This is a genomic window from Klebsiella indica (genome assembly GCF_005860775.1).
GTDB classification, from domain to species: Bacteria; Pseudomonadota; Gammaproteobacteria; order Enterobacterales; family Enterobacteriaceae; genus Klebsiella; species Klebsiella indica.
On sequence record NZ_VCHQ01000008.1, the window covers coordinates 82,937 to 99,438 of the forward strand.

19 protein-coding genes and 1 pseudogene are annotated in these 16,502 nt (G+C 57.1%); 18 read left to right on the top strand and 2 right to left on the bottom strand.

The window, feature by feature from the left end; all coding sequences use genetic code 11:
* The first annotated feature begins 2 nt into the window (after positions 1–2).
* From pduD to FE839_RS07055, 18 genes are all read left to right on the top strand, one after another.
* Positions 3–662 carry a propanediol dehydratase medium subunit PduD gene (gene pduD, locus FE839_RS06970; RefSeq protein ID WP_138360121.1) on the top strand — a complete coding sequence of 220 codons (660 nt, stop codon included), beginning with the start codon at positions 3–5 and terminating at the stop codon, positions 660–662.
* Positions 663–676: 14 nt separating this feature from the next.
* Positions 677–1,204: a propanediol dehydratase small subunit PduE gene (gene pduE, locus FE839_RS06975; protein WP_138360122.1), complete on the top strand. Its 528-nt coding sequence runs from the start codon at positions 677–679 to the stop codon at positions 1,202–1,204.
* A gap of 15 nt (positions 1,205–1,219) precedes the next feature.
* Complete coding sequence (locus FE839_RS06980; RefSeq protein ID WP_138360123.1) at positions 1,220–3,052, top strand: diol dehydratase reactivase subunit alpha; 1,833 nt, start codon at positions 1,220–1,222, stop codon at positions 3,050–3,052.
* On the top strand, positions 3,042–3,392 hold the full coding sequence (locus FE839_RS06985) for a glycerol dehydratase reactivase beta/small subunit family protein (protein WP_138360124.1): 351 nt from the start codon (positions 3,042–3,044) through the stop codon (positions 3,390–3,392). The genes FE839_RS06980 and FE839_RS06985 overlap by 11 nt, the downstream gene beginning before the upstream one ends.
* 18 nt (positions 3,393–3,410) lie before the next feature.
* Positions 3,411–3,686 carry a propanediol utilization microcompartment protein PduJ gene (pduJ, locus tag FE839_RS06990; RefSeq protein WP_001057755.1) on the top strand — a complete coding sequence of 92 codons (276 nt, stop codon included), beginning with the start codon at positions 3,411–3,413 and terminating at the stop codon, positions 3,684–3,686.
* Positions 3,687–3,689: 3 nt separating this feature from the next.
* Complete coding sequence (locus FE839_RS06995; protein ID WP_138360125.1) at positions 3,690–4,196, top strand: BMC domain-containing protein; 507 nt, start codon at positions 3,690–3,692, stop codon at positions 4,194–4,196.
* Positions 4,196–4,828 carry a phosphate propanoyltransferase gene (locus FE839_RS07000; protein ID WP_138360126.1) on the top strand — a complete coding sequence of 211 codons (633 nt, stop codon included), beginning with the start codon at positions 4,196–4,198 and terminating at the stop codon, positions 4,826–4,828. The genes FE839_RS06995 and FE839_RS07000 overlap by 1 nt, the downstream gene beginning before the upstream one ends.
* The gene (gene pduM / locus FE839_RS07005; RefSeq protein WP_138360127.1) at positions 4,825–5,316 is read left to right on the top strand and encodes a microcompartment protein PduM; all 492 of its coding nucleotides are present in this window, start codon (positions 4,825–4,827) and stop codon (positions 5,314–5,316) included. Before FE839_RS07000 ends, pduM begins: the two co-directional genes overlap by 4 nt.
* Before the next feature lie 3 nt (positions 5,317–5,319).
* Entirely contained in the window at positions 5,320–5,595 is a 276-nt protein-coding gene (locus FE839_RS07010) for a EutN/CcmL family microcompartment protein (RefSeq protein ID WP_138360128.1), read from the top strand.
* 9 nt (positions 5,596–5,604) lie between these two features.
* Positions 5,605–6,615: a two-domain cob(I)yrinic acid a,c-diamide adenosyltransferase PduO gene (gene pduO, locus FE839_RS07015; RefSeq protein ID WP_138360129.1), complete on the top strand. Its 1,011-nt coding sequence runs from the start codon at positions 5,605–5,607 to the stop codon at positions 6,613–6,615.
* Complete coding sequence (gene pduP / locus FE839_RS07020; RefSeq protein ID WP_138360130.1) at positions 6,612–8,003, top strand: CoA-acylating propionaldehyde dehydrogenase PduP; 1,392 nt, start codon at positions 6,612–6,614, stop codon at positions 8,001–8,003. Before pduO ends, pduP begins: the two co-directional genes overlap by 4 nt.
* A gap of 11 nt (positions 8,004–8,014) precedes the next feature.
* Positions 8,015–9,127 carry a 1-propanol dehydrogenase PduQ gene (gene pduQ / locus FE839_RS07025; protein ID WP_138360131.1) on the top strand — a complete coding sequence of 371 codons (1,113 nt, stop codon included), beginning with the start codon at positions 8,015–8,017 and terminating at the stop codon, positions 9,125–9,127.
* Entirely contained in the window at positions 9,124–10,491 is a 1,368-nt protein-coding gene (locus tag FE839_RS07030) for a 4Fe-4S dicluster domain-containing protein (RefSeq protein WP_138360132.1), read from the top strand. The genes pduQ and FE839_RS07030 overlap by 4 nt, the downstream gene beginning before the upstream one ends.
* Before the next feature lie 2 nt (positions 10,492–10,493).
* Entirely contained in the window at positions 10,494–11,048 is a 555-nt protein-coding gene (gene pduT, locus FE839_RS07035; RefSeq protein ID WP_138360133.1) for a propanediol utilization microcompartment protein PduT, read from the top strand.
* Complete coding sequence (gene pduU / locus FE839_RS07040) at positions 11,048–11,398, top strand: propanediol utilization microcompartment protein PduU (protein ID WP_138360134.1); 351 nt, start codon at positions 11,048–11,050, stop codon at positions 11,396–11,398. The genes pduT and pduU overlap by 1 nt, the downstream gene beginning before the upstream one ends.
* A gap of 4 nt (positions 11,399–11,402) precedes the next feature.
* Entirely contained in the window at positions 11,403–11,855 is a 453-nt protein-coding gene (gene pduV, locus FE839_RS07045) for a propanediol utilization protein PduV (RefSeq protein WP_138360211.1), read from the top strand.
* Positions 11,840–13,054 carry an acetate/propionate family kinase gene (locus FE839_RS07050; RefSeq protein WP_138360135.1) on the top strand — a complete coding sequence of 405 codons (1,215 nt, stop codon included), beginning with the start codon at positions 11,840–11,842 and terminating at the stop codon, positions 13,052–13,054. The genes pduV and FE839_RS07050 overlap by 16 nt, the downstream gene beginning before the upstream one ends.
* Before the next feature lie 217 nt (positions 13,055–13,271).
* Positions 13,272–14,138 (top strand): L-threonine kinase, encoded by an 867-nt coding sequence (locus FE839_RS07055; RefSeq protein ID WP_138360136.1) that lies wholly within the window; start codon positions 13,272–13,274, stop codon positions 14,136–14,138.
* 123 nt (positions 14,139–14,261) lie between these two features.
* Here the strand turns inward: FE839_RS07055 and FE839_RS07060 are convergent.
* A pseudogene (locus FE839_RS07060) lies at positions 14,262–15,119 on the bottom strand (IS4 family transposase); the annotation flags it as partial.
* A gap of 110 nt (positions 15,120–15,229) precedes the next feature.
* Positions 15,230–16,501 carry an alanine racemase gene (locus FE839_RS07065; RefSeq protein ID WP_138360212.1) on the bottom strand — a complete coding sequence of 424 codons (1,272 nt, stop codon included), beginning with the start codon at positions 16,499–16,501 and terminating at the stop codon, positions 15,230–15,232.
* Between the last annotated feature and the right edge of the window lies 1 nt (position 16,502).

The window sequence follows — 16,502 nt, forward strand, 5'->3', positions numbered from 1 at the left end:
AAATGGAAATTAATGAAAAATTGCTGCGCCAGATAATTGAAGACGTGCTCAGCGAGATGAAGGGCAGCGATAAACCCGTCTCGTTTAATGCGCCAGCGGCAGCAAACTCACCGCAAGGTGACAGTTTTCTGACGGAAATTGGCGAGGCCAAACAGGGGACACAACAAGATGAAGTGATTATTGCCGTCGGCCCGGCGTTCGGCCTGTCGCAAACCGTGAACATCGTTGGCCTGCCGCATAAAAGCATTTTGCGCGAATTGATTGCCGGTATCGAAGAAGAAGGCATTAAGGCGCGCGTCATTCGCTGTTTTAAATCTTCTGACGTGGCGTTTGTCGCCGTTGAGGGCAATCGCCTGAGCGGTTCAGGCATCTCCATCGGCATCCAGTCGAAAGGCACCACGGTAATCCATCAACAGGGGCTACCGCCGCTCTCTAATCTGGAGTTATTCCCCCAGGCGCCGCTGCTGACGCTGGAAACCTACCGTCAGATTGGTAAAAACGCCGCTCGCTATGCGAAACGTGAATCACCGCAGCCGGTCCCAACGCTGAATGACCAGATGGCGCGCCCGAAGTACCAGGCGAAATCCGCCATTCTGCACATTAAAGAGACGAAGTATGTCGTGACGGGCAAAAACCCGCAGGAACTGCGCGTGGCGCTTTGATAAAGGATAACCCCATGAATACCGACGCAATTGAATCAATGGTTCGCGACGTCTTGAGCCGTATGAACAGCCTGCAGGGGGAAACATCAGCGTCAACCCTGCCCCCGACAGAAAGCGGCACGGTCCGTAACGCTAAGGTCAGCGACTATCCGCTGGCCAATAAGCATCCGGAATGGGTGAAAACCGCCACCAATAAAACGCTGGACGACTTCACGCTGGAAAACGTGCTGAGCAATAAAGTCACCGCGCAGGATATGCGTATTACTCCGGAAACCCTGCGTTTACAGGCGTCTATCGCCAAAGATGCAGGCCGCGACCGGCTGGCAATGAACTTTGAGCGTGCCGCCGAACTGACCGCCGTACCGGATGATCGCATTCTTGAAATCTATAACGCTCTGCGTCCGTACCGTTCCACGAAAGAAGAGCTTCTCGCCATCGCCGACGATCTCGAAAACCGTTATCAGGCAAAGATTTGCGCAGCTTTCGTGCGTGAAGCGGCGGTGCTGTACGTCGAGCGTAAAAAACTTAAAGGCGACGATTAACATCAGGGATATACGATGCGATATATAGCTGGCATTGATATAGGTAACTCATCAACAGAAGTCGCGCTGGCGACTCAGGATGAGGCTGGCGTACTGACGATAACGCACAGTGCGCTGGCGGAAACCACCGGCATCAAAGGCACGTTGCGTAACGTGTTCGGCATTAAGGAAGCGCTCTCTCTCGTCGCGCAGCGCGCCGGGATCAATGTCAGCGATATTTCACTCATTCGCATTAATGAAGCCACGCCGGTGATTGGCGATGTGGCGATGGAAACCATTACCGAAACCATCATCACCGAATCGACAATGATTGGCCATAACCCGAAAACGCCAGGCGGCGCGGGGCTTGGCGTAGGTATCACCATTACACCAGAGGAGCTGTTAACGCGCGCGGCGGATACGCCCTATATCCTCGTGGTGTCATCGACGTTCGATTTCGCCGATGTCGCCAATATGATTAACGCCTCCGCGCGCGCTGGATATCAAATCACCGGCGTCATTTTGCAGCGTGACGACGGCGTGCTGGTCAGCAACCGGCTGGAAAAACCGCTGCCCATTGTCGATGAAGTGCTCTACATCGACCGAATTCCACTGGGTATGCTGGCAGCGATTGAAGTCGCCGTTCCGGGGAAAATTATCGAAACCCTCTCCAATCCTTACGGTATCGCTACCGTATTTAACCTCAACGCCGATGAGACCAAAAACATCGTACCGATGGCGCGCGCCCTGATCGGCAACCGTTCCGCCGTAGTGGTCAAAACCCCCTCCGGCGACGTCAAAGCGCGGGCGATACCGGCCGGTAATCTGGAACTGTTGTCGCAAGGCAGAACCGTGCGTGTGGATGTTGCCGCCGGTGCCGACGCCATCATGAGAGCGGTTGAAGGTTGCAGTAAGCTGGATAACGTCACTGGTGAAGCGGGGACCAATATCGGCGGCATGCTGGAGCATGTGCGCCAGACCATGGCTGAACTGACGAATAAACCCAGCAGCGAAATTTTCATTCAGGATCTGCTGGCTGTCGATACGTCGGTACCGGTCAGCGTCACCGGCGGCCTTGCCAGGGAGTTCTCGCTGGAACAGGCCGTCGGCATCGCCTCAATGGTGAAATCAGATCGTCTGCAGATGGCGCTGATTGCCCGCGAAATTGAGCAAAAACTCAATATTGATGTGCAGATCGGCGGCGCAGAGGCTGAGGCCGCCATTCTGGGCGCGCTGACGACGCCGGGCACAACCCGACCACTGGCGATTCTTGATCTCGGCGCAGGCTCCACCGATGCTTCAATTATTACCCCAAAAGGCGACATCACCGCCACTCATCTCGCCGGGGCTGGCGACATGGTCACCATGATCATTGCCCGTGAACTGGGTCTGGAAGATCGCTATCTGGCGGAAGAGATTAAGAAATACCCGCTGGCCAAAGTGGAAAGCCTGTTCCATTTACGTCACGAGGACGGCAGCGTGCAGTTCTTCCCGACGCCGCTGGCTCCCGCCGTATTCGCTCGCGTCTGCGTGGTGAAACCGGACGAACTGGTTCCATTACCCGGCGATTTAGCGCTGGAAAAAGTGCGCGCCATTCGCCGTAGCGCCAAAGAACGCGTCTTTGTCACTAACGCGCTGCGCGCCCTGCGTCAGGTCAGCCCGACCGGCAACATCCGCGATATTCCTTTCGTGGTGCTGGTTGGCGGCTCGTCGCTGGATTTTGAAATCCCGCAACTGGTCACCGATGCGCTGGCGCACTACCGGCTGGTGGCCGGGCGGGGAAATATTCGCGGCACAGAAGGCCCGAGAAATGCGGTCGCCACCGGGCTGATTCTCTCCTGGCATAAGGAGTTTGCTCATGGACAGTAATCCCGGCGTTCCGGCAATCGTCATTATCGCCATCGGCGACTGTATCAACCTCTGGAACGAAGTGCTGCTGGGCATTGAAGAGGAAGGTATTCCTTTCCGGATCCAGCGCGCCGTTGCCGGAGAGGTGGTTGATAACGCCTGGCAGGCGGCACGTTGCTCCCCGCTGCTGGTGGGCATTGCCTGCGATCGGCACTCGCTGGCCGTGCACTACAAGAATTTACCCGCATCCGCGCCGCTTTTTACGCTGATGCTTAATCAGGACAGTCAGGCCCAACGCAATACCGGTAATAACGCGGCACGGCTGGTCAAAGGGATCCCTTTTCGGGATCTCCATGCTTAAACACAGGAGAACAGCAGAATGAACAACGCACTGGGACTGGTTGAAACAAAAGGCCTGGTTGGCGCGATTGAAGCCGCCGATGCGATGGTGAAATCCGCCAACGTGCAACTGGTGGGTTACGAAAAAATTGGCTCTGGCCTGGTTACCGTGATGGTTCGCGGCGATGTCGGCGCGGTAAAAGCAGCGGTGGATGCAGGCAGCGCGGCGGCAAGCGTGGTTGGCGAGGTGAAATCCTGCCACGTGATCCCGCGTCCACACAGCGATGTTGAGGCCATTTTACCGAAATCCGCCTGATCGATGGCGAATAAGGAGCACTGCGTGAAGCAATCACTGGGATTACTTGAAGTTTGTGGTCTGGCACTGGCTATCAGCTGCGCCGATATCATGGCGAAATCCGCTTCTATCACGCTGCTCGCCCTCGAAAAGACCAATGGCTCAGGCTGGATGGTGATTAAAATTACCGGTGATGTCGCCTCCGTGCAGGCGGCCATCACCACCGGAGTGCATTTTGCCGAACGGCAAAATGGCCTGGTGGCCCACAACGTTATCGCCAGGCCCGGAGAAGGGATCCTGCCCGCAGCCCCGCCTCCTCCGCCCGCTATGGAGCCTGAAGCAACGGCGTCAGAGACGGTTGATGTCGTTTCTGAAACGCCAGTAGACACGTTTGTAGAAGCACCAGTAGAAGAGGCGCCACAGAAATCATCGCTGGTCAGTTGCAACCTGTGTCTGGACCCAAAATGTCCGCGCCAGAAGGGCGAGCCTCGTTCGCTTTGCATTCACTCAGGTAAGCGAGGTGAAGCGTAATGGATAAAGAACTTCTGCTATCAACGGTCAGTAAAGTCCTCGATGAGATGCGTCAGCGGCCTATTCCGCTGGGCGTATCCAATCGCCATATTCACCTGTCGGAGCAGGATTACCAACGGTTGTTTCCCGGTCACCCGATCAGCGAGAAAAAAGCGCTGTTGCAGCCGGGGCAATATGCCGCGGAACAAACCGTCACCCTGGTGGGGCCGAAGGGGCAGATCAAGAATGTCCGCCTGCTCGGCCCGCTACGTTCGGTAAGCCAGGTGGAAATATCGCGTACCGACGCCAGAACGCTGGGGATTGCGGCGCCGCTGCGAATGTCCGGCAACCTGAAGGGAACGCCGGGCATTCGTCTGGTCAGCCCTTATGCCGAACTGGAATTATCCTCTGGAGTCATCGTCGCCCAACGGCATATTCATATGTCGCCGCTCGATGCCCTGATCCTGCGAGTTTCTCACGGCGATAAGGTTTCTGTGGCTATAGAAGGCGACGAGCGCGGGCTTGTTTTCAACAACGTGGTGATTCGTGTTTCACCGAATATGCGGCTTGAAATGCACATTGATACCGATGAAGCCAACGCCGCAGGTGCCGATAACCCGCAGGCCTTTGTCAGGCTGGCAGACCCGCGATGAACGGCGAAATTCTGCAGCGCGTTATTGAGGAGATCGTCTCCCGGCTGCAGCGCCGCGCCCGGAGCACGGCGACGCTCAGCGTCGCGCAGCTTCGTGATGCCGACTGCCGAAGCCTGTTCTGTCAGCATGCGTCGTTGCACATCCTGCTCGTTGACCTGCCGCTTCTGGGCCAGCTTGCGGATGATGAAACCGATGACCCCGTCGCGCGGAAAATTCACGACGCGATGGCTTTCGGCATTCGCGTGCAGATTACTCTGCACAGCCAGCTGTTACAGGCTATCCCGGTAAAAAAACTGGCTCGCCTGCCGGTTCAGTTCAGCGATGAACGCGGTCTACCGTTAATTCTGCATGCCGGTTCGCTACTGAGCTATCGCGACGTCGCGCGACTGGACAAAGGGCGTCTGCTGCTCCGACGCCAGTGCATAGTGACCGCTCTGGCGCGTGAAACGGCAAACGCGCGGAATATTCAATTAATAAAGCAGGAGTAAATCATGCATCTGGCACGAGTCACAGGCGCGGTTGTCTCCACGCAAAAATCCGCTTCCCTGATCGGGAAAAAACTGCTGCTGGTGCGTCGGGTTAGCGCCGACGGAGAACTCCCTGCCTCGCCTGCGTCCGGCGATGAAGTCGCCGTTGACTCGGTGGGCGCGGGGATTGGCGAACTGGTGCTGCTCAGCAGCGGCTCCAGCGCCAGACATGTTTTTCCTGGACCAAATCAGGCTATCGACCTCGCCGTTGTAGGCATTGTCGATACGCTTTCGCGTTAAGGGGCGATTATGGCGATTTATACCCGTACAGGTGACGCAGGCACCACATCACTCTTTACCGGCCAACGGGTGAGCAAAACGCACCCGCGAGTTGAAGCCTACGGCACGCTGGATGAGCTGAACGCCGCGCTGAGCCTGTGCGTCTGCTCCGTCGCGGATGCAAACCACCGCGCCCTACTTGAAGCCATCCAGCAGCAAATTTTTTGGTTTAGCGCAGAGCTGGCCAGTGACAGCGAGCAGCCGTCGCCGAAACAGCGTTATATCAGTAGCGAAGAGATCGCCGCTCTGGAAGCCGCCATCGATCGGGCAATGGCCCGCGTCGACCCCCTGCACAGCTTTATTTTACCCGGCCGCTGCGAAGCCGCCAGCCGCCTGCATTTCGCCCGCACACTGGCCCGCCGGGCCGAACGTCGGCTGGTTGAGCTGGCGGCCGAAGTCAATGTGCGCCAGGTGCTGATGGGCTATATCAACCGCTTATCCGACTGTCTGTACGCTCTGGCCCGCGCCGAAGATAGCGATGCTCACCAGAACGACATCATCCGTGAAGTCAGCAAGCGCTATCTGGCCGCCAGCCAGCCGACCCCCTGCCAGGAGACGACACCTGTGTGCCTATCATTCCATGATTTGCACCAGCTTATCCGCGCAGCCGTTGAACGCGCGCAGCTGCTGCAGATTCCAGTAGTTATCAGCATCGTTGACGCGCACGGTACGGAAACCGTGACCTGGAGAATGCCGGATGCCCTGCTGGTCAGCAGCGAACTGGCGCCGAAAAAGGCCTGGACTGCAGTCGCAATGAAAAAGGCGACCCATGAACTGAGCGACGTCGTACAGCCCGGCGCCGCGCTTTATGGTCTGGAAAGCCATTTACAAGGGAAAGTGGTCACCTTTGGCGGCGGTTACACCCTCTGGCGCAACGGCCAGTTGATTGGGGGTCTTGGTATCAGCGGCGGCAGCGTTGAGCAGGACATGGATATAGCACAGAGCGCCATCGCGGCCATTAACGTGGGAACTCATCAATGAATACTTCCGAACTCGAAACCCTTATTCGCACGATTATCAGCGAACAATTAACGCCAGCGCACACGCCGGGCCAGATTCAGGGCAAAGGAATTTTCCCGTCCGTCGACGAGGCTATCGACGCCGCACACCAGGCATTCCTGCGTTATCAGCAGTGCCCGCTGAAAACCCGCAGTGCCATCATCAGCGCCATCCGTCAGGAGCTGACGCCGCATCTGATCGCGCTGGCGGAAGAGAGCGCCAGCGAAACCGGGATGGGCAACAAAGAAGATAAATTCCTCAAAAATAAGGCCGCGCTGGACAACACGCCAGGCGTAGAAGATCTCACCACCACCGCGCTGACCGGCGATGGCGGCATGGTGCTATTTGAGTACTCGCCGTTTGGCGTCATCGGGTCGGTCGCGCCGAGCACCAACCCGACAGAAACCATCATTAATAACAGTATCAGCATGCTGGCGGCAGGCAACAGCGTCTACTTTAGCCCGCATCCGGGGGCAAAAAAGGTCTCCCTCAAGCTGATTAGTATGATTGAAGAGATTGCCTTCCGCTGCTGCGGCATCCGCAATCTGCTGGTCACCGTGGCGGAACCGACTTTCGAAGCCACCCAGCAGATGATGGCCCATCCACGGATCGCCGTTCTGGCTATTACCGGCGGCCCCGGTATTGTGGCAATGGGCATGAAGAGCGGTAAAAAAGTGATTGGCGCAGGTGCAGGCAACCCGCCCTGTATTGTGGATGAAACCGCCGACTTGGTGAAAGCGGCGGAAGATATCATTAACGGCGCCTCATTTGATTACAACCTGCCCTGCATTGCCGAAAAAAGCCTGATTGTGGTGGAGAGCATCGCCGAACGTCTGGTACAGCAAATGCAAACTTTCGGCGCGCTGCTGTTGAGCCCTGCGGATACCGACAAACTCCGCGCCGCCTGCCTGCCAGAGGGCCAGGCCAATAAAAAGCTGGTCGGGAAAAGCCCTTCGGCGATGCTGGAAGCTGCCGGGCTCGCCGTCCCGGCTAAAGCGCCGCGTCTGCTGATTGCGCTGGTGAACGCCGACGATCCGTGGGTTACCAGCGAACAACTGATGCCAATGCTGCCGATAGTGAAAGTCAGCGACTTCGATAGCGCGCTGGCGCTGGCGCTGAAGGTCGAAGAGGGCCTGCATCATACCGCGATCATGCACTCGCAGAACGTGTCGCGCCTGAACCTCGCGGCCCGCACGTTGCAAACCTCAATATTCGTCAAAAACGGCCCCTCTTATGCCGGGATCGGCGTCGGCGGCGAAGGCTTTACGACCTTCACAATCGCCACGCCAACCGGCGAAGGAACAACATCGGCGCGCACCTTTGCCCGCTCCCGGCGCTGCGTGTTGACCAACGGTTTTTCTATCCGCTAATTGAGGCTGTAATGAATACTTTCGCACTACAAACGCGGTTGTACAGCGGTCAGGGAAGTCTGGCGGTACTCAAGCGCTTTACCAACAAACATATCTGGATAATCTGCGATGGATTTCTTGCCCGTTCGCCGCTACTGGAAACCCTGCGCGACGCGCTACCCACAGATAACCGCATCAGCGTTTTTAGCGAAATAACGCCTGACCCCACTATCCATACCGTAGTGCAGGGCATTGCGCAGATGCAGGCCCTGCATCCGCAGGTGGTGATTGGTTTCGGCGGCGGTTCGGCAATGGATGCGGCGAAAGCGATCGTCTGGTTCAGCAAGCAGTCCGGCATTGACATCGAAACCTGCGTGGCGATACCCACCACCAGCGGTACCGGCTCGGAAGTGACCAGCGCTTGCGTGATTAGCGACCCGGATAAAGGTATCAAATACCCGCTATTCCACAATGCGCTGTACCCGGATATGGCGATCCTCGACCCGGAACTGGTAGTCAGCGTGCCGCCGCAAATTACGGCGAATACCGGAATGGATGTCCTGACCCACGCCCTGGAAGCCTGGGTCTCGCCGCAGGCCAGCGATTTTACCGATGCGCTGGCGGAAAAAGCCGCCAGGCTGGTGTTCCAGTATCTGCCCACCGCAGTGGAAAAAGGCGACTGCGTAGCGACGCGGGGAAAAATGCACAACGCCTCAACCCTCGCAGGAATGGCGTTCAGTCAGGCGGGACTGGGGCTTAATCACGCTCTGGCCCACCAGCTCGGCGGGCAGTTTCATCTGCCGCACGGGCTGGCTAACGCGCTGCTGTTAACCACGGTTATCCGCTTTAACGCCGGCGATCCTCGCGCCGCCAAACGCTACGTGCGGCTGGCTAAAGCCTGTGGTTTTTGCCCGGCCGAAACCAATGACATCGCGGCGATAAACGCCCTGATTAAGCAAATCGAACAACTCAAACAGCGCTGCGCGATCCCCTCACTGGCCGTCGCGCTCAAACAAGGGCGATCACAATTTTCCGCGCACATTCCGGCAATGGTACAGGCTGCGCTGGCTGACGTCACATTACGCACTAACCCGCGTCCGGCCAGCGCCGGGGAAATCCAGGAACTGCTGGAGGAACTGCTATGAGTACCGCTGCCAATGTCGTCGAAACGCCGGTAGCCCAGTCCCATAGCGCCGATGAAATTCGCCAGCGTGTTCGCGTGGCGGGCGTAGTCGGCGCAGGGGGCGCGGGTTTTCCCGCTCACGTTAAACTGCAGGCGGAGGTGGAGATCTTTCTGGTTAACGCCGCTGAGTGCGAACCGATGCTCAAGGTGGACCAGCAACTGATGTGGCAGCAGGCTTCACGCCTTGTGCGCGGCGTGCAATATGCAATGACGGCGACCGGCGCGCGTGAAGGCGTGATCGCTCTGAAAGCCAAATATCAGCGAGCCATTGACGCGCTCACCCCGCTGCTGCCCGCCGGTATCCGTCTGCATATCCTGCAGGATGTTTATCCGGCGGGGGATGAGGTGCTGACCATCTGGCTGGCCACCGGCCGCCGGGTCGCGCCTGCCGCGCTACCGGCCAGCGTCGGAGTGGTCGTCAATAACGTGCAAACCGTGCTGAATATTGCCCGGGCTGTCGAGCAACAGTTTCCGGTCACCCGCCGCACGCTGACGGTTAACGGCGCGGTCGCAAGAGCGCTGACCGTCACCGTCCCCATCGGCATGTCGCTGCGTGAAGTGCTGGCGCTGGCGGGCGGCGCGACGGTCGCCAATCCTGGTTTTATTAACGGCGGTCCAATGATGGGCAGCCTGCTCACGTCTCTGGACTCGCCGGTGACGAAAACCACCGGCGGTCTACTGGTGCTGCCTGACAGCCATCCCCTTATCCAGCGAAGGATGCAGGACGAACGCACGGTGCTTTCCGTCGCGCGCACCGTCTGCGAACAGTGCCGCCTGTGCACCGATCTCTGCCCGAGGTACCTGATTGGTCACGAGCTCTCTCCGCATCTGCTGGTGCGAGCGGTGAACTTTCAGCAGGCCGCCACGCCGCAGCTACTGCTTAGCGCCCTCACCTGTTCAGAATGCAACGTTTGCGAAAGCGTAGCCTGTCCGGTGGGGATCTCGCCAATGCGCATCAACCGCATGCTGAAACAGCAGTTGCGGGCGCAAAACCAGCGTTATCAGGGGCCGCTCTATCCGGCCGATGAGATGGCGAAATATCGTCTGGTGCCGGTGAAACGGCTGATCGCCAAACTGGGGTTAAGTCCCTGGTATCAGGAAGCCCCACTGCGCGAAGCGCAGCCGACGGTAGAAAAAGTCACTCTGCTGCTACGTCAGCATATTGGCGCCAGCGCGGTGCCGAAGGTCACGCCGGGAGAGCGCGTCACGCGCGGGCAATGCGTTGCCGATATCCCGGCGGACGCATTAGGCGCCCCGATTCACGCCAGTATTGACGGCATTGTTTCGGCGATCAGCGAACAGGCCATCACGGTTGTAAGAGGTTAACCATGTCCCAGGCTATAGGAATTTTAGAACTCACCAGTATCGCGAAAGGAATGGAGCTCGGCGATACGATGCTGAAAAGCGCCAACGTCAATCTGCTGGTCAGCAAAACCATCTGCCCGGGTAAGTTTTTACTTATGCTCGGCGGCGATATCGGTGCGATCCAGCAGGCCATTGAAACCGGCGCCTCCCAGGCCGGCGAGATGCTCGTCGACAGCCTGGTGCTGGCGAATATTCATCCCAGCGTGCTTCCGGCCATTAGCGGCCTGAACAGCGTCGACCAGCGCCAGGCCGTAGGTATCGTCGAAACCTGGAGCGTTGCGGCCTGCATCAGCGCCGCAGACCGGGCGGTAAAAGCCTCAAACGTTATCCTCGTGCGGGTGCATATGGCGTTCGGTATCGGCGGTAAATGCTACATGGTCGTGGCGGGCGATATTTCCGACGTTAACAACGCCGTGACGGTTGCCAGCGAAAGCGCCGGCGAAAAAGGATTGCTGGTTTACCGTTCGGTGATCCCGCGCCCCCATGAAGCCATGTGGCGACAGATGGTGGAGGGGTAATGGAAAAACAGCCAACAACGGAGCGGATGATCCAGGAATACGTTCCCGGGAAGCAGGTTACCCTCGCGCACCTGATTGCCAATCCCGGAAAGGATCTGTTTAAGAAACTGGGCCTGCCGGATGCGGTCTCGGCTATTGGCATCCTCACCATTACGCCCAGCGAGGCCTCCATTATCGCCTGCGATATCGCCACTAAATCCGGCGCGGTGGAGATTGGTTTTCTTGACCGCTTTACCGGCGCCGTGGTGCTGACCGGCGATGTTTCCGCCGTCGAATATGCCCTCAAGCAGGTAACGCGCACGCTGGGCGAAATGATGCAGTTCACTACCTGCGCGATAACCAGGACATAACATGATGAAACGCCTGATGTTTATCGGTCCCAGCCAGTGCGGGAAAACGTCGCTGACTCAAAGCCTGCGCGGTGACGCGCTCCATTATAAGAAAACTCAGGCCATTGAATGGTCGCCGATGGCAATCGATACACCGGGTGAATATCTGGAGAACCGCTGCCTTTATAGCGCCCTGCTGACCAGCGCCTGCGAGGCCGACGTTATCGCCCTGGTACTCAATGCCGACGCTCAGTGGTCGCCATTTTCTCCGGGGTTTACCGGGCCAATGAACCGCCCGGTTATTGGCCTGGTCACCAAAGCTGACCTGGCCGACCCGCAGCTTATTTCGCAAGTTGGAGAGTGGCTTAAACAGGCGGGCGCGCAGCAGGTTTTTATTACCAGCGCGCTCAATCACTCAGGACTTGAAGCCGTACTGGCCTTTCTGCATTCGAAGGAACCTTTATGTCTTACAAAATAATAGCCATTAACGCCGGTAGCTCATCACTGAAATTTCAACTGCTGGCGATGCCGCAGGGCGATACCCTTTGTCAGGGGCTGATTGAACGTATCGGGATGGCAAACGCCGAGGTGACGATCAAAACGTCCGCGCAGAAATGGCAGGAATCGGCGCCGGTCGCCGATCATCGCGAAGCCGTCACATTGTTGCTGGAAAAGCTTCTCGATTACCGCATTATTCAGAGCCTGCAGGATATTGACGGCGTTGGTCACCGCGTGGCGCATGGCGGGGAACGTTTTAAAGATTCAACGCGGGTCACCGATGAAACCTTGAGTGAAATTGAGCGTCTGGCGGAGCTGGCGCCGCTACATAACCCGGTTAACGCGCTGGGAATTAAGGTCTTTCGCCAGTTGTTACCCACTACGCCGTCGGTCGCTGTGTTTGATACCGCTTTTCACCAGACCCTGGACGAGCGCGCCTTTATCTATCCACTTCCCTGGCGCTACTACAGCGAACTGGGTATTCGCCGCTATGGCTTCCACGGCACCAGCCATAAGTATGTGAGCGCGACGCTGGCGGAAAAGCTGGGCGTGCCGCTGAGCGCCCTGCGCGTGGTGTGCTGTCATCTGGGCAACGGTAGCAGCGTTTGCGCCATCAAAAGCGGACGCTCGGTAAATACGTCGATGGGCTTCACGCCGCAGTCCGGCGTGATGATGGGTACCCGCAGCGGCGATATTGACCCGTCAATTTTACCGTGGCTGGCGCTTCACGAAGGTAAAACGCCAGAACAACTCAATCATCTCCTGAATAACGAATCCGGTCTGCTTGGGGTTTCCGGCGTCTCGCACGACTATCGCGACGTCGAACAGGCGGCAGATAGCGGAAATGCCAGAGCAAAGCTGGCGCTCACTCTGTTTGCCGAGCGCATCCGTGCCACCATTGGCAGCTACATCATGCAGATGGGAGGGCTTGATGCGTTGATCTTTACCGGTGGCATCGGCGAAAACTCAGCCCGCGCCAGGAGCGCCATCTGCCACAATCTGAACTTCCTCGGGCTGTCGATTGATGAAGAGAAAAACCAGCGCAACGCCACCTTTATCCAGGCAGACAATGCGCTGGTCAACGTGGCGGTCATTAATACCAATGAAGAGCTGATGATTGCCCGCGATGTGATGCGTATAGCGCTACCTGAAATATCGCCATTGACCGCTTCAGCCTGAGTTCGCCATCCGTCAAATTGCGGTGAATCATGGTAATAGCGGGATCGGCATGACACTATGCGTTTTAAATTCTGATGCTTTACCCTAAATAATCCAGGTTACAGGACATTTGGACGCGTTTGCGCGGGCCTCTATGGGCGAAGCTTATGGATGAGATGAGTCACTGTGAAGCCAATGCATATGTAGCGTGAAGTATGACGGGTAAAAAGGTGAAAACGTGGCTGTAGCGCAATGTCCCGCCTCCTGCGGCGAACTCATTCAGGGCTGGATCCTCGGCAGCGAGAAGCTGGTCTCCTGTCCCGTTGACTGGTACAGCACCGTCGAAGTGGATTATGGTGCGCCGCGCGCCGATGAACGCCCGCTTTCGCGGGCGATGGTCGAGCGGCTGTTAAGCTACTGGCACTATCCTGCTGAACTGAGCAACGAAATTCGCATCGACATTTGTTCCACAATCCCTGTCGCTAAAGGCATGGCCAGCAGCACCGCGGATATCGCCGCGACGGCGGTGGCCACCGCGCACCATCTCGGCCACGCGCTGGATGAAACAACACTGGCCCGGCTTTGCGTATCGCTGGAACCCACCGACAGCACCCTGTTTCGCCATCTCACCCTGTTCGATCACAACACTGCGGCAACGCAAATTGCCTGCCACTCCCAGCCGCAGCTCGATCTGCTGGTGCTGGAAAGCCCGCGGACGATACTGACCACGGATTATCATCGCCTGCCCCGGCTTGAAAAACTGCGCGCCCATTCCGCCGCCCTGCAACAGGCCTGGGAGAAAGTCCAGCAGGCCTGCCGGACGGATAACCCGCGACGTATGGGAGAAGCGGCGACGCTCAGCGCCATCGCCAGCCAGCATCTGCTGCCAAAACCGGGGTTTGATGCGCTGCTTGCGCTGGTAGAAGAGTGTGATTTATACGGCCTAAACGTGGCCCACAGCGGCAGCGTTGTCGGCCTGATGCTCGACCGCCGACGCCACGATATCGACTCACTCCAGCGGCGTCTGGATGGGAAGCCGTTCAGTAAACACTGGCCGGTACGGCACCTGCTGCGCATGGTACAGGGCGGTGTCGAACTACGGTAACGCCGCCCTGCGTTGTTCTGCAGGCTATTCCGTTACGAGAGCGTTCATCATACTCACTGCGTGTGAACGGTCTGGGGCATTTCTCTCGCCCCCAAAGGGCTGAGGGATCCCCATAAATCAGCGCTAATAAACCAGCACCATATTTCGATAGGCTCTGGCGAGGTGGTTAAGAACGGTGCTCAGCACCATTCGCCTTAATATTAGCGGCGAGTGTCGTAAGACATTCTCCGCTAACGTCAGATGCGAGATAATACGGCGAGATTTAATGCTGTTGGCCTGATATCTCAGATGTAATCCTTTATTTTCAGCGTGATAACCAATAAGCCACAGAACTATTGTACTCAGCGTTGCCAGCAGGCTCAGGACAAGCATCCTTCCCGCTGAGTGGCTGGAACTGGCTCGCAGACCGAACCCGAAGCGCTCGCTTTTTTCATCCCGGGAGTTCTGTTCTATCTGCATGCGACGACTGTATAACTTCATGATTTCCCGTGGCCTGAATTCATCTGTACTGCTGAAGATAAGCCACGGCTCTTTTGCTGATATTCGTTGCTCTTTTTCTGTTGTGGGGGAACCGGGTTTCCCTTTGGTCCGTTTGTTTTTTCGGCCTTTCGGCTCTTTTTTTTGCAGATAAAAATGACCATCACATCGGGCATATTCTGAGCGGGCAAGTGTTCCCGGCCCCAGATATTCTGGTTTGCTGCTGGCCTGTAATTCCTGACGTCTTAACCAACATTCACCTTTGCTGTTCAGTCGCATCTGGATATTACCTCTGATACGTCCGATAAAATCCCAGCCGGGTGATTTGATGTGCCGGAACCACGCATTCTGGAAGCCTGCATCGGTCACGATGATGACTCTGGCCTGAGGATTAACAGCAGCTGCAAGAGCATCAAGGAAAGCTTGCCGTATCTGTACATTCTGCTGTTTTTCCGAAGGAACTATCCAGCTTAACAGTGGTATCGAACGCCCGTCACAGATCAGTCTGGGTGTCGTGGCATTTAAGAACTGACGGGACAGTTCACTTCATCATTCATAGGATATTCTCTCTAAAACTGCGCGGTATATCGCGCCATTACGACCCCATGTCTCATTCAGAATGCGGTTTCCAGTGAATCTGTGACGAAATAATCATCATCCACCAATGGCAAGTAGCGCCATTTATCGAATGCAGTACAGGGATGTGAAATACCGCAGCCTATCCAGTCGCCGGGCTTTAAGGCGTCCTCTTCCGGCAGCAACAAATACGCATGCTGATCGTTCACCTCACTGATGCTCATGCCAGAAGCCGCACGAGGGGCGCTGCCATCGACATTCCGTACCCACAGCGGATTCGGCAGATCTTGATCGAACGGCACATCACGGCGGCCGAAATCGATAAAAGCCAACCCAGGCTCAGGGCGCGATAACACCCGTCCCCAGATCTCCAGTGCGGCGGTGAAATGATGCGTGGCGCCGGGCTGAGCAAAAGGTGCGATACGCGCATACAGTCCGCTATCATGCGCCATGTAAGCGCCGGATCGAATCAGTGGCGTCACTGGCAGCGGCAGGTTCGCGGCCGTAAAACACGCTGAGACCACGTCAAACCACGCACCGCCGCCAGCACTGAGGATAATATGCTGGCTGGAAAAAAGCTGATTTTCGGCCAGCATCTCCGCCGTAACGATCAGCATCTGACAGTAATCTTTTACTCGCTGCACACCTGCAGCATCACGTCCGGCACCGAGCGCGCCTTCATAACCCGCGACGCCCACTAGTTGCAGAGAAGGGCTGACGGCAATAGCGGCGGCAATCTTCAGCGCTTCATCCAATGATCGGCAGCCGGTACGTCCCCCACTGACCGACATCTCCAGTAGCACCGAAATGCGACTGTCGCCGAGATGCTGCTCCAGCAAACGTACTCCCTGCAGAGAATCAACGTAGCAAAGGAAACTATGGTCTGGATGCTCTTTTTGCCATTCGCCGATCCAGCTAATACCACCGGGGTCGACCAGTTCATTAGCGAGGAGAACATTACGAATGCCGAATTGTCTCAAGGCGCGAACCTGAGCAGGAGTTGCAGCACTCAATCCCCAGGCGCCACCTTCAGTGACGGCGCGGCGCAGGATCGCAGGAGACATTGATGTCTTACCATGAGCCGCCAGCATGACACCTTGTTCACGGCAAAAATCTGCCAGTTGACGAAGATTATTCTCCAGTGCTGATTGCTTCATCAGCATCAGTGGGGAAAACACCTCGGAGCTGTTAAATATCGACGTGCCGTTAGTCAGTGACTGATTGCCAGTTCCGGCGACTGATTTAAAACGCGGCGCAGGCTGCAGCGCATCTAGCGCTCCGTCCGCCTGCAATGGAAAGTGAATCGACATC

What these genes read in the sequence shown, in the direction of transcription:
- pduD (WP_138360121.1), top strand. Translation starts at nt 3, where the DNA reads ATGGAAATTAATGAAAAATTGCTGCGCCAGATAATTGAAGACGTGCTC.
- pduE (WP_138360122.1), top strand. Translation starts at nt 677, where the DNA reads ATGAATACCGACGCAATTGAATCAATGGTTCGCGACGTCTTGAGCCGT.
- FE839_RS06980 (WP_138360123.1), top strand. Translation starts at nt 1,220, where the DNA reads ATGCGATATATAGCTGGCATTGATATAGGTAACTCATCAACAGAAGTC.
- FE839_RS06985 (WP_138360124.1), top strand. Translation starts at nt 3,042, where the DNA reads ATGGACAGTAATCCCGGCGTTCCGGCAATCGTCATTATCGCCATCGGC.
- pduJ (WP_001057755.1), top strand. Translation starts at nt 3,411, where the DNA reads ATGAACAACGCACTGGGACTGGTTGAAACAAAAGGCCTGGTTGGCGCG.
- FE839_RS06995 (WP_138360125.1), top strand. Translation starts at nt 3,690, where the DNA reads ATGGCGAATAAGGAGCACTGCGTGAAGCAATCACTGGGATTACTTGAA.
- FE839_RS07000 (WP_138360126.1), top strand. Translation starts at nt 4,196, where the DNA reads ATGGATAAAGAACTTCTGCTATCAACGGTCAGTAAAGTCCTCGATGAG.
- pduM (WP_138360127.1), top strand. Translation starts at nt 4,825, where the DNA reads ATGAACGGCGAAATTCTGCAGCGCGTTATTGAGGAGATCGTCTCCCGG.
- FE839_RS07010 (WP_138360128.1), top strand. Translation starts at nt 5,320, where the DNA reads ATGCATCTGGCACGAGTCACAGGCGCGGTTGTCTCCACGCAAAAATCC.
- pduO (WP_138360129.1), top strand. Translation starts at nt 5,605, where the DNA reads ATGGCGATTTATACCCGTACAGGTGACGCAGGCACCACATCACTCTTT.
- pduP (WP_138360130.1), top strand. Translation starts at nt 6,612, where the DNA reads ATGAATACTTCCGAACTCGAAACCCTTATTCGCACGATTATCAGCGAA.
- pduQ (WP_138360131.1), top strand. Translation starts at nt 8,015, where the DNA reads ATGAATACTTTCGCACTACAAACGCGGTTGTACAGCGGTCAGGGAAGT.
- FE839_RS07030 (WP_138360132.1), top strand. Translation starts at nt 9,124, where the DNA reads ATGAGTACCGCTGCCAATGTCGTCGAAACGCCGGTAGCCCAGTCCCAT.
- pduT (WP_138360133.1), top strand. Translation starts at nt 10,494, where the DNA reads ATGTCCCAGGCTATAGGAATTTTAGAACTCACCAGTATCGCGAAAGGA.
- pduU (WP_138360134.1), top strand. Translation starts at nt 11,048, where the DNA reads ATGGAAAAACAGCCAACAACGGAGCGGATGATCCAGGAATACGTTCCC.
- pduV (WP_138360211.1), top strand. Translation starts at nt 11,403, where the DNA reads ATGAAACGCCTGATGTTTATCGGTCCCAGCCAGTGCGGGAAAACGTCG.
- FE839_RS07050 (WP_138360135.1), top strand. Translation starts at nt 11,840, where the DNA reads ATGTCTTACAAAATAATAGCCATTAACGCCGGTAGCTCATCACTGAAA.
- FE839_RS07065 (WP_138360212.1), bottom strand. Translation starts at nt 16,501, where the DNA reads ATGTCGATTCACTTTCCATTGCAGGCGGACGGAGCGCTAGATGCGCTG.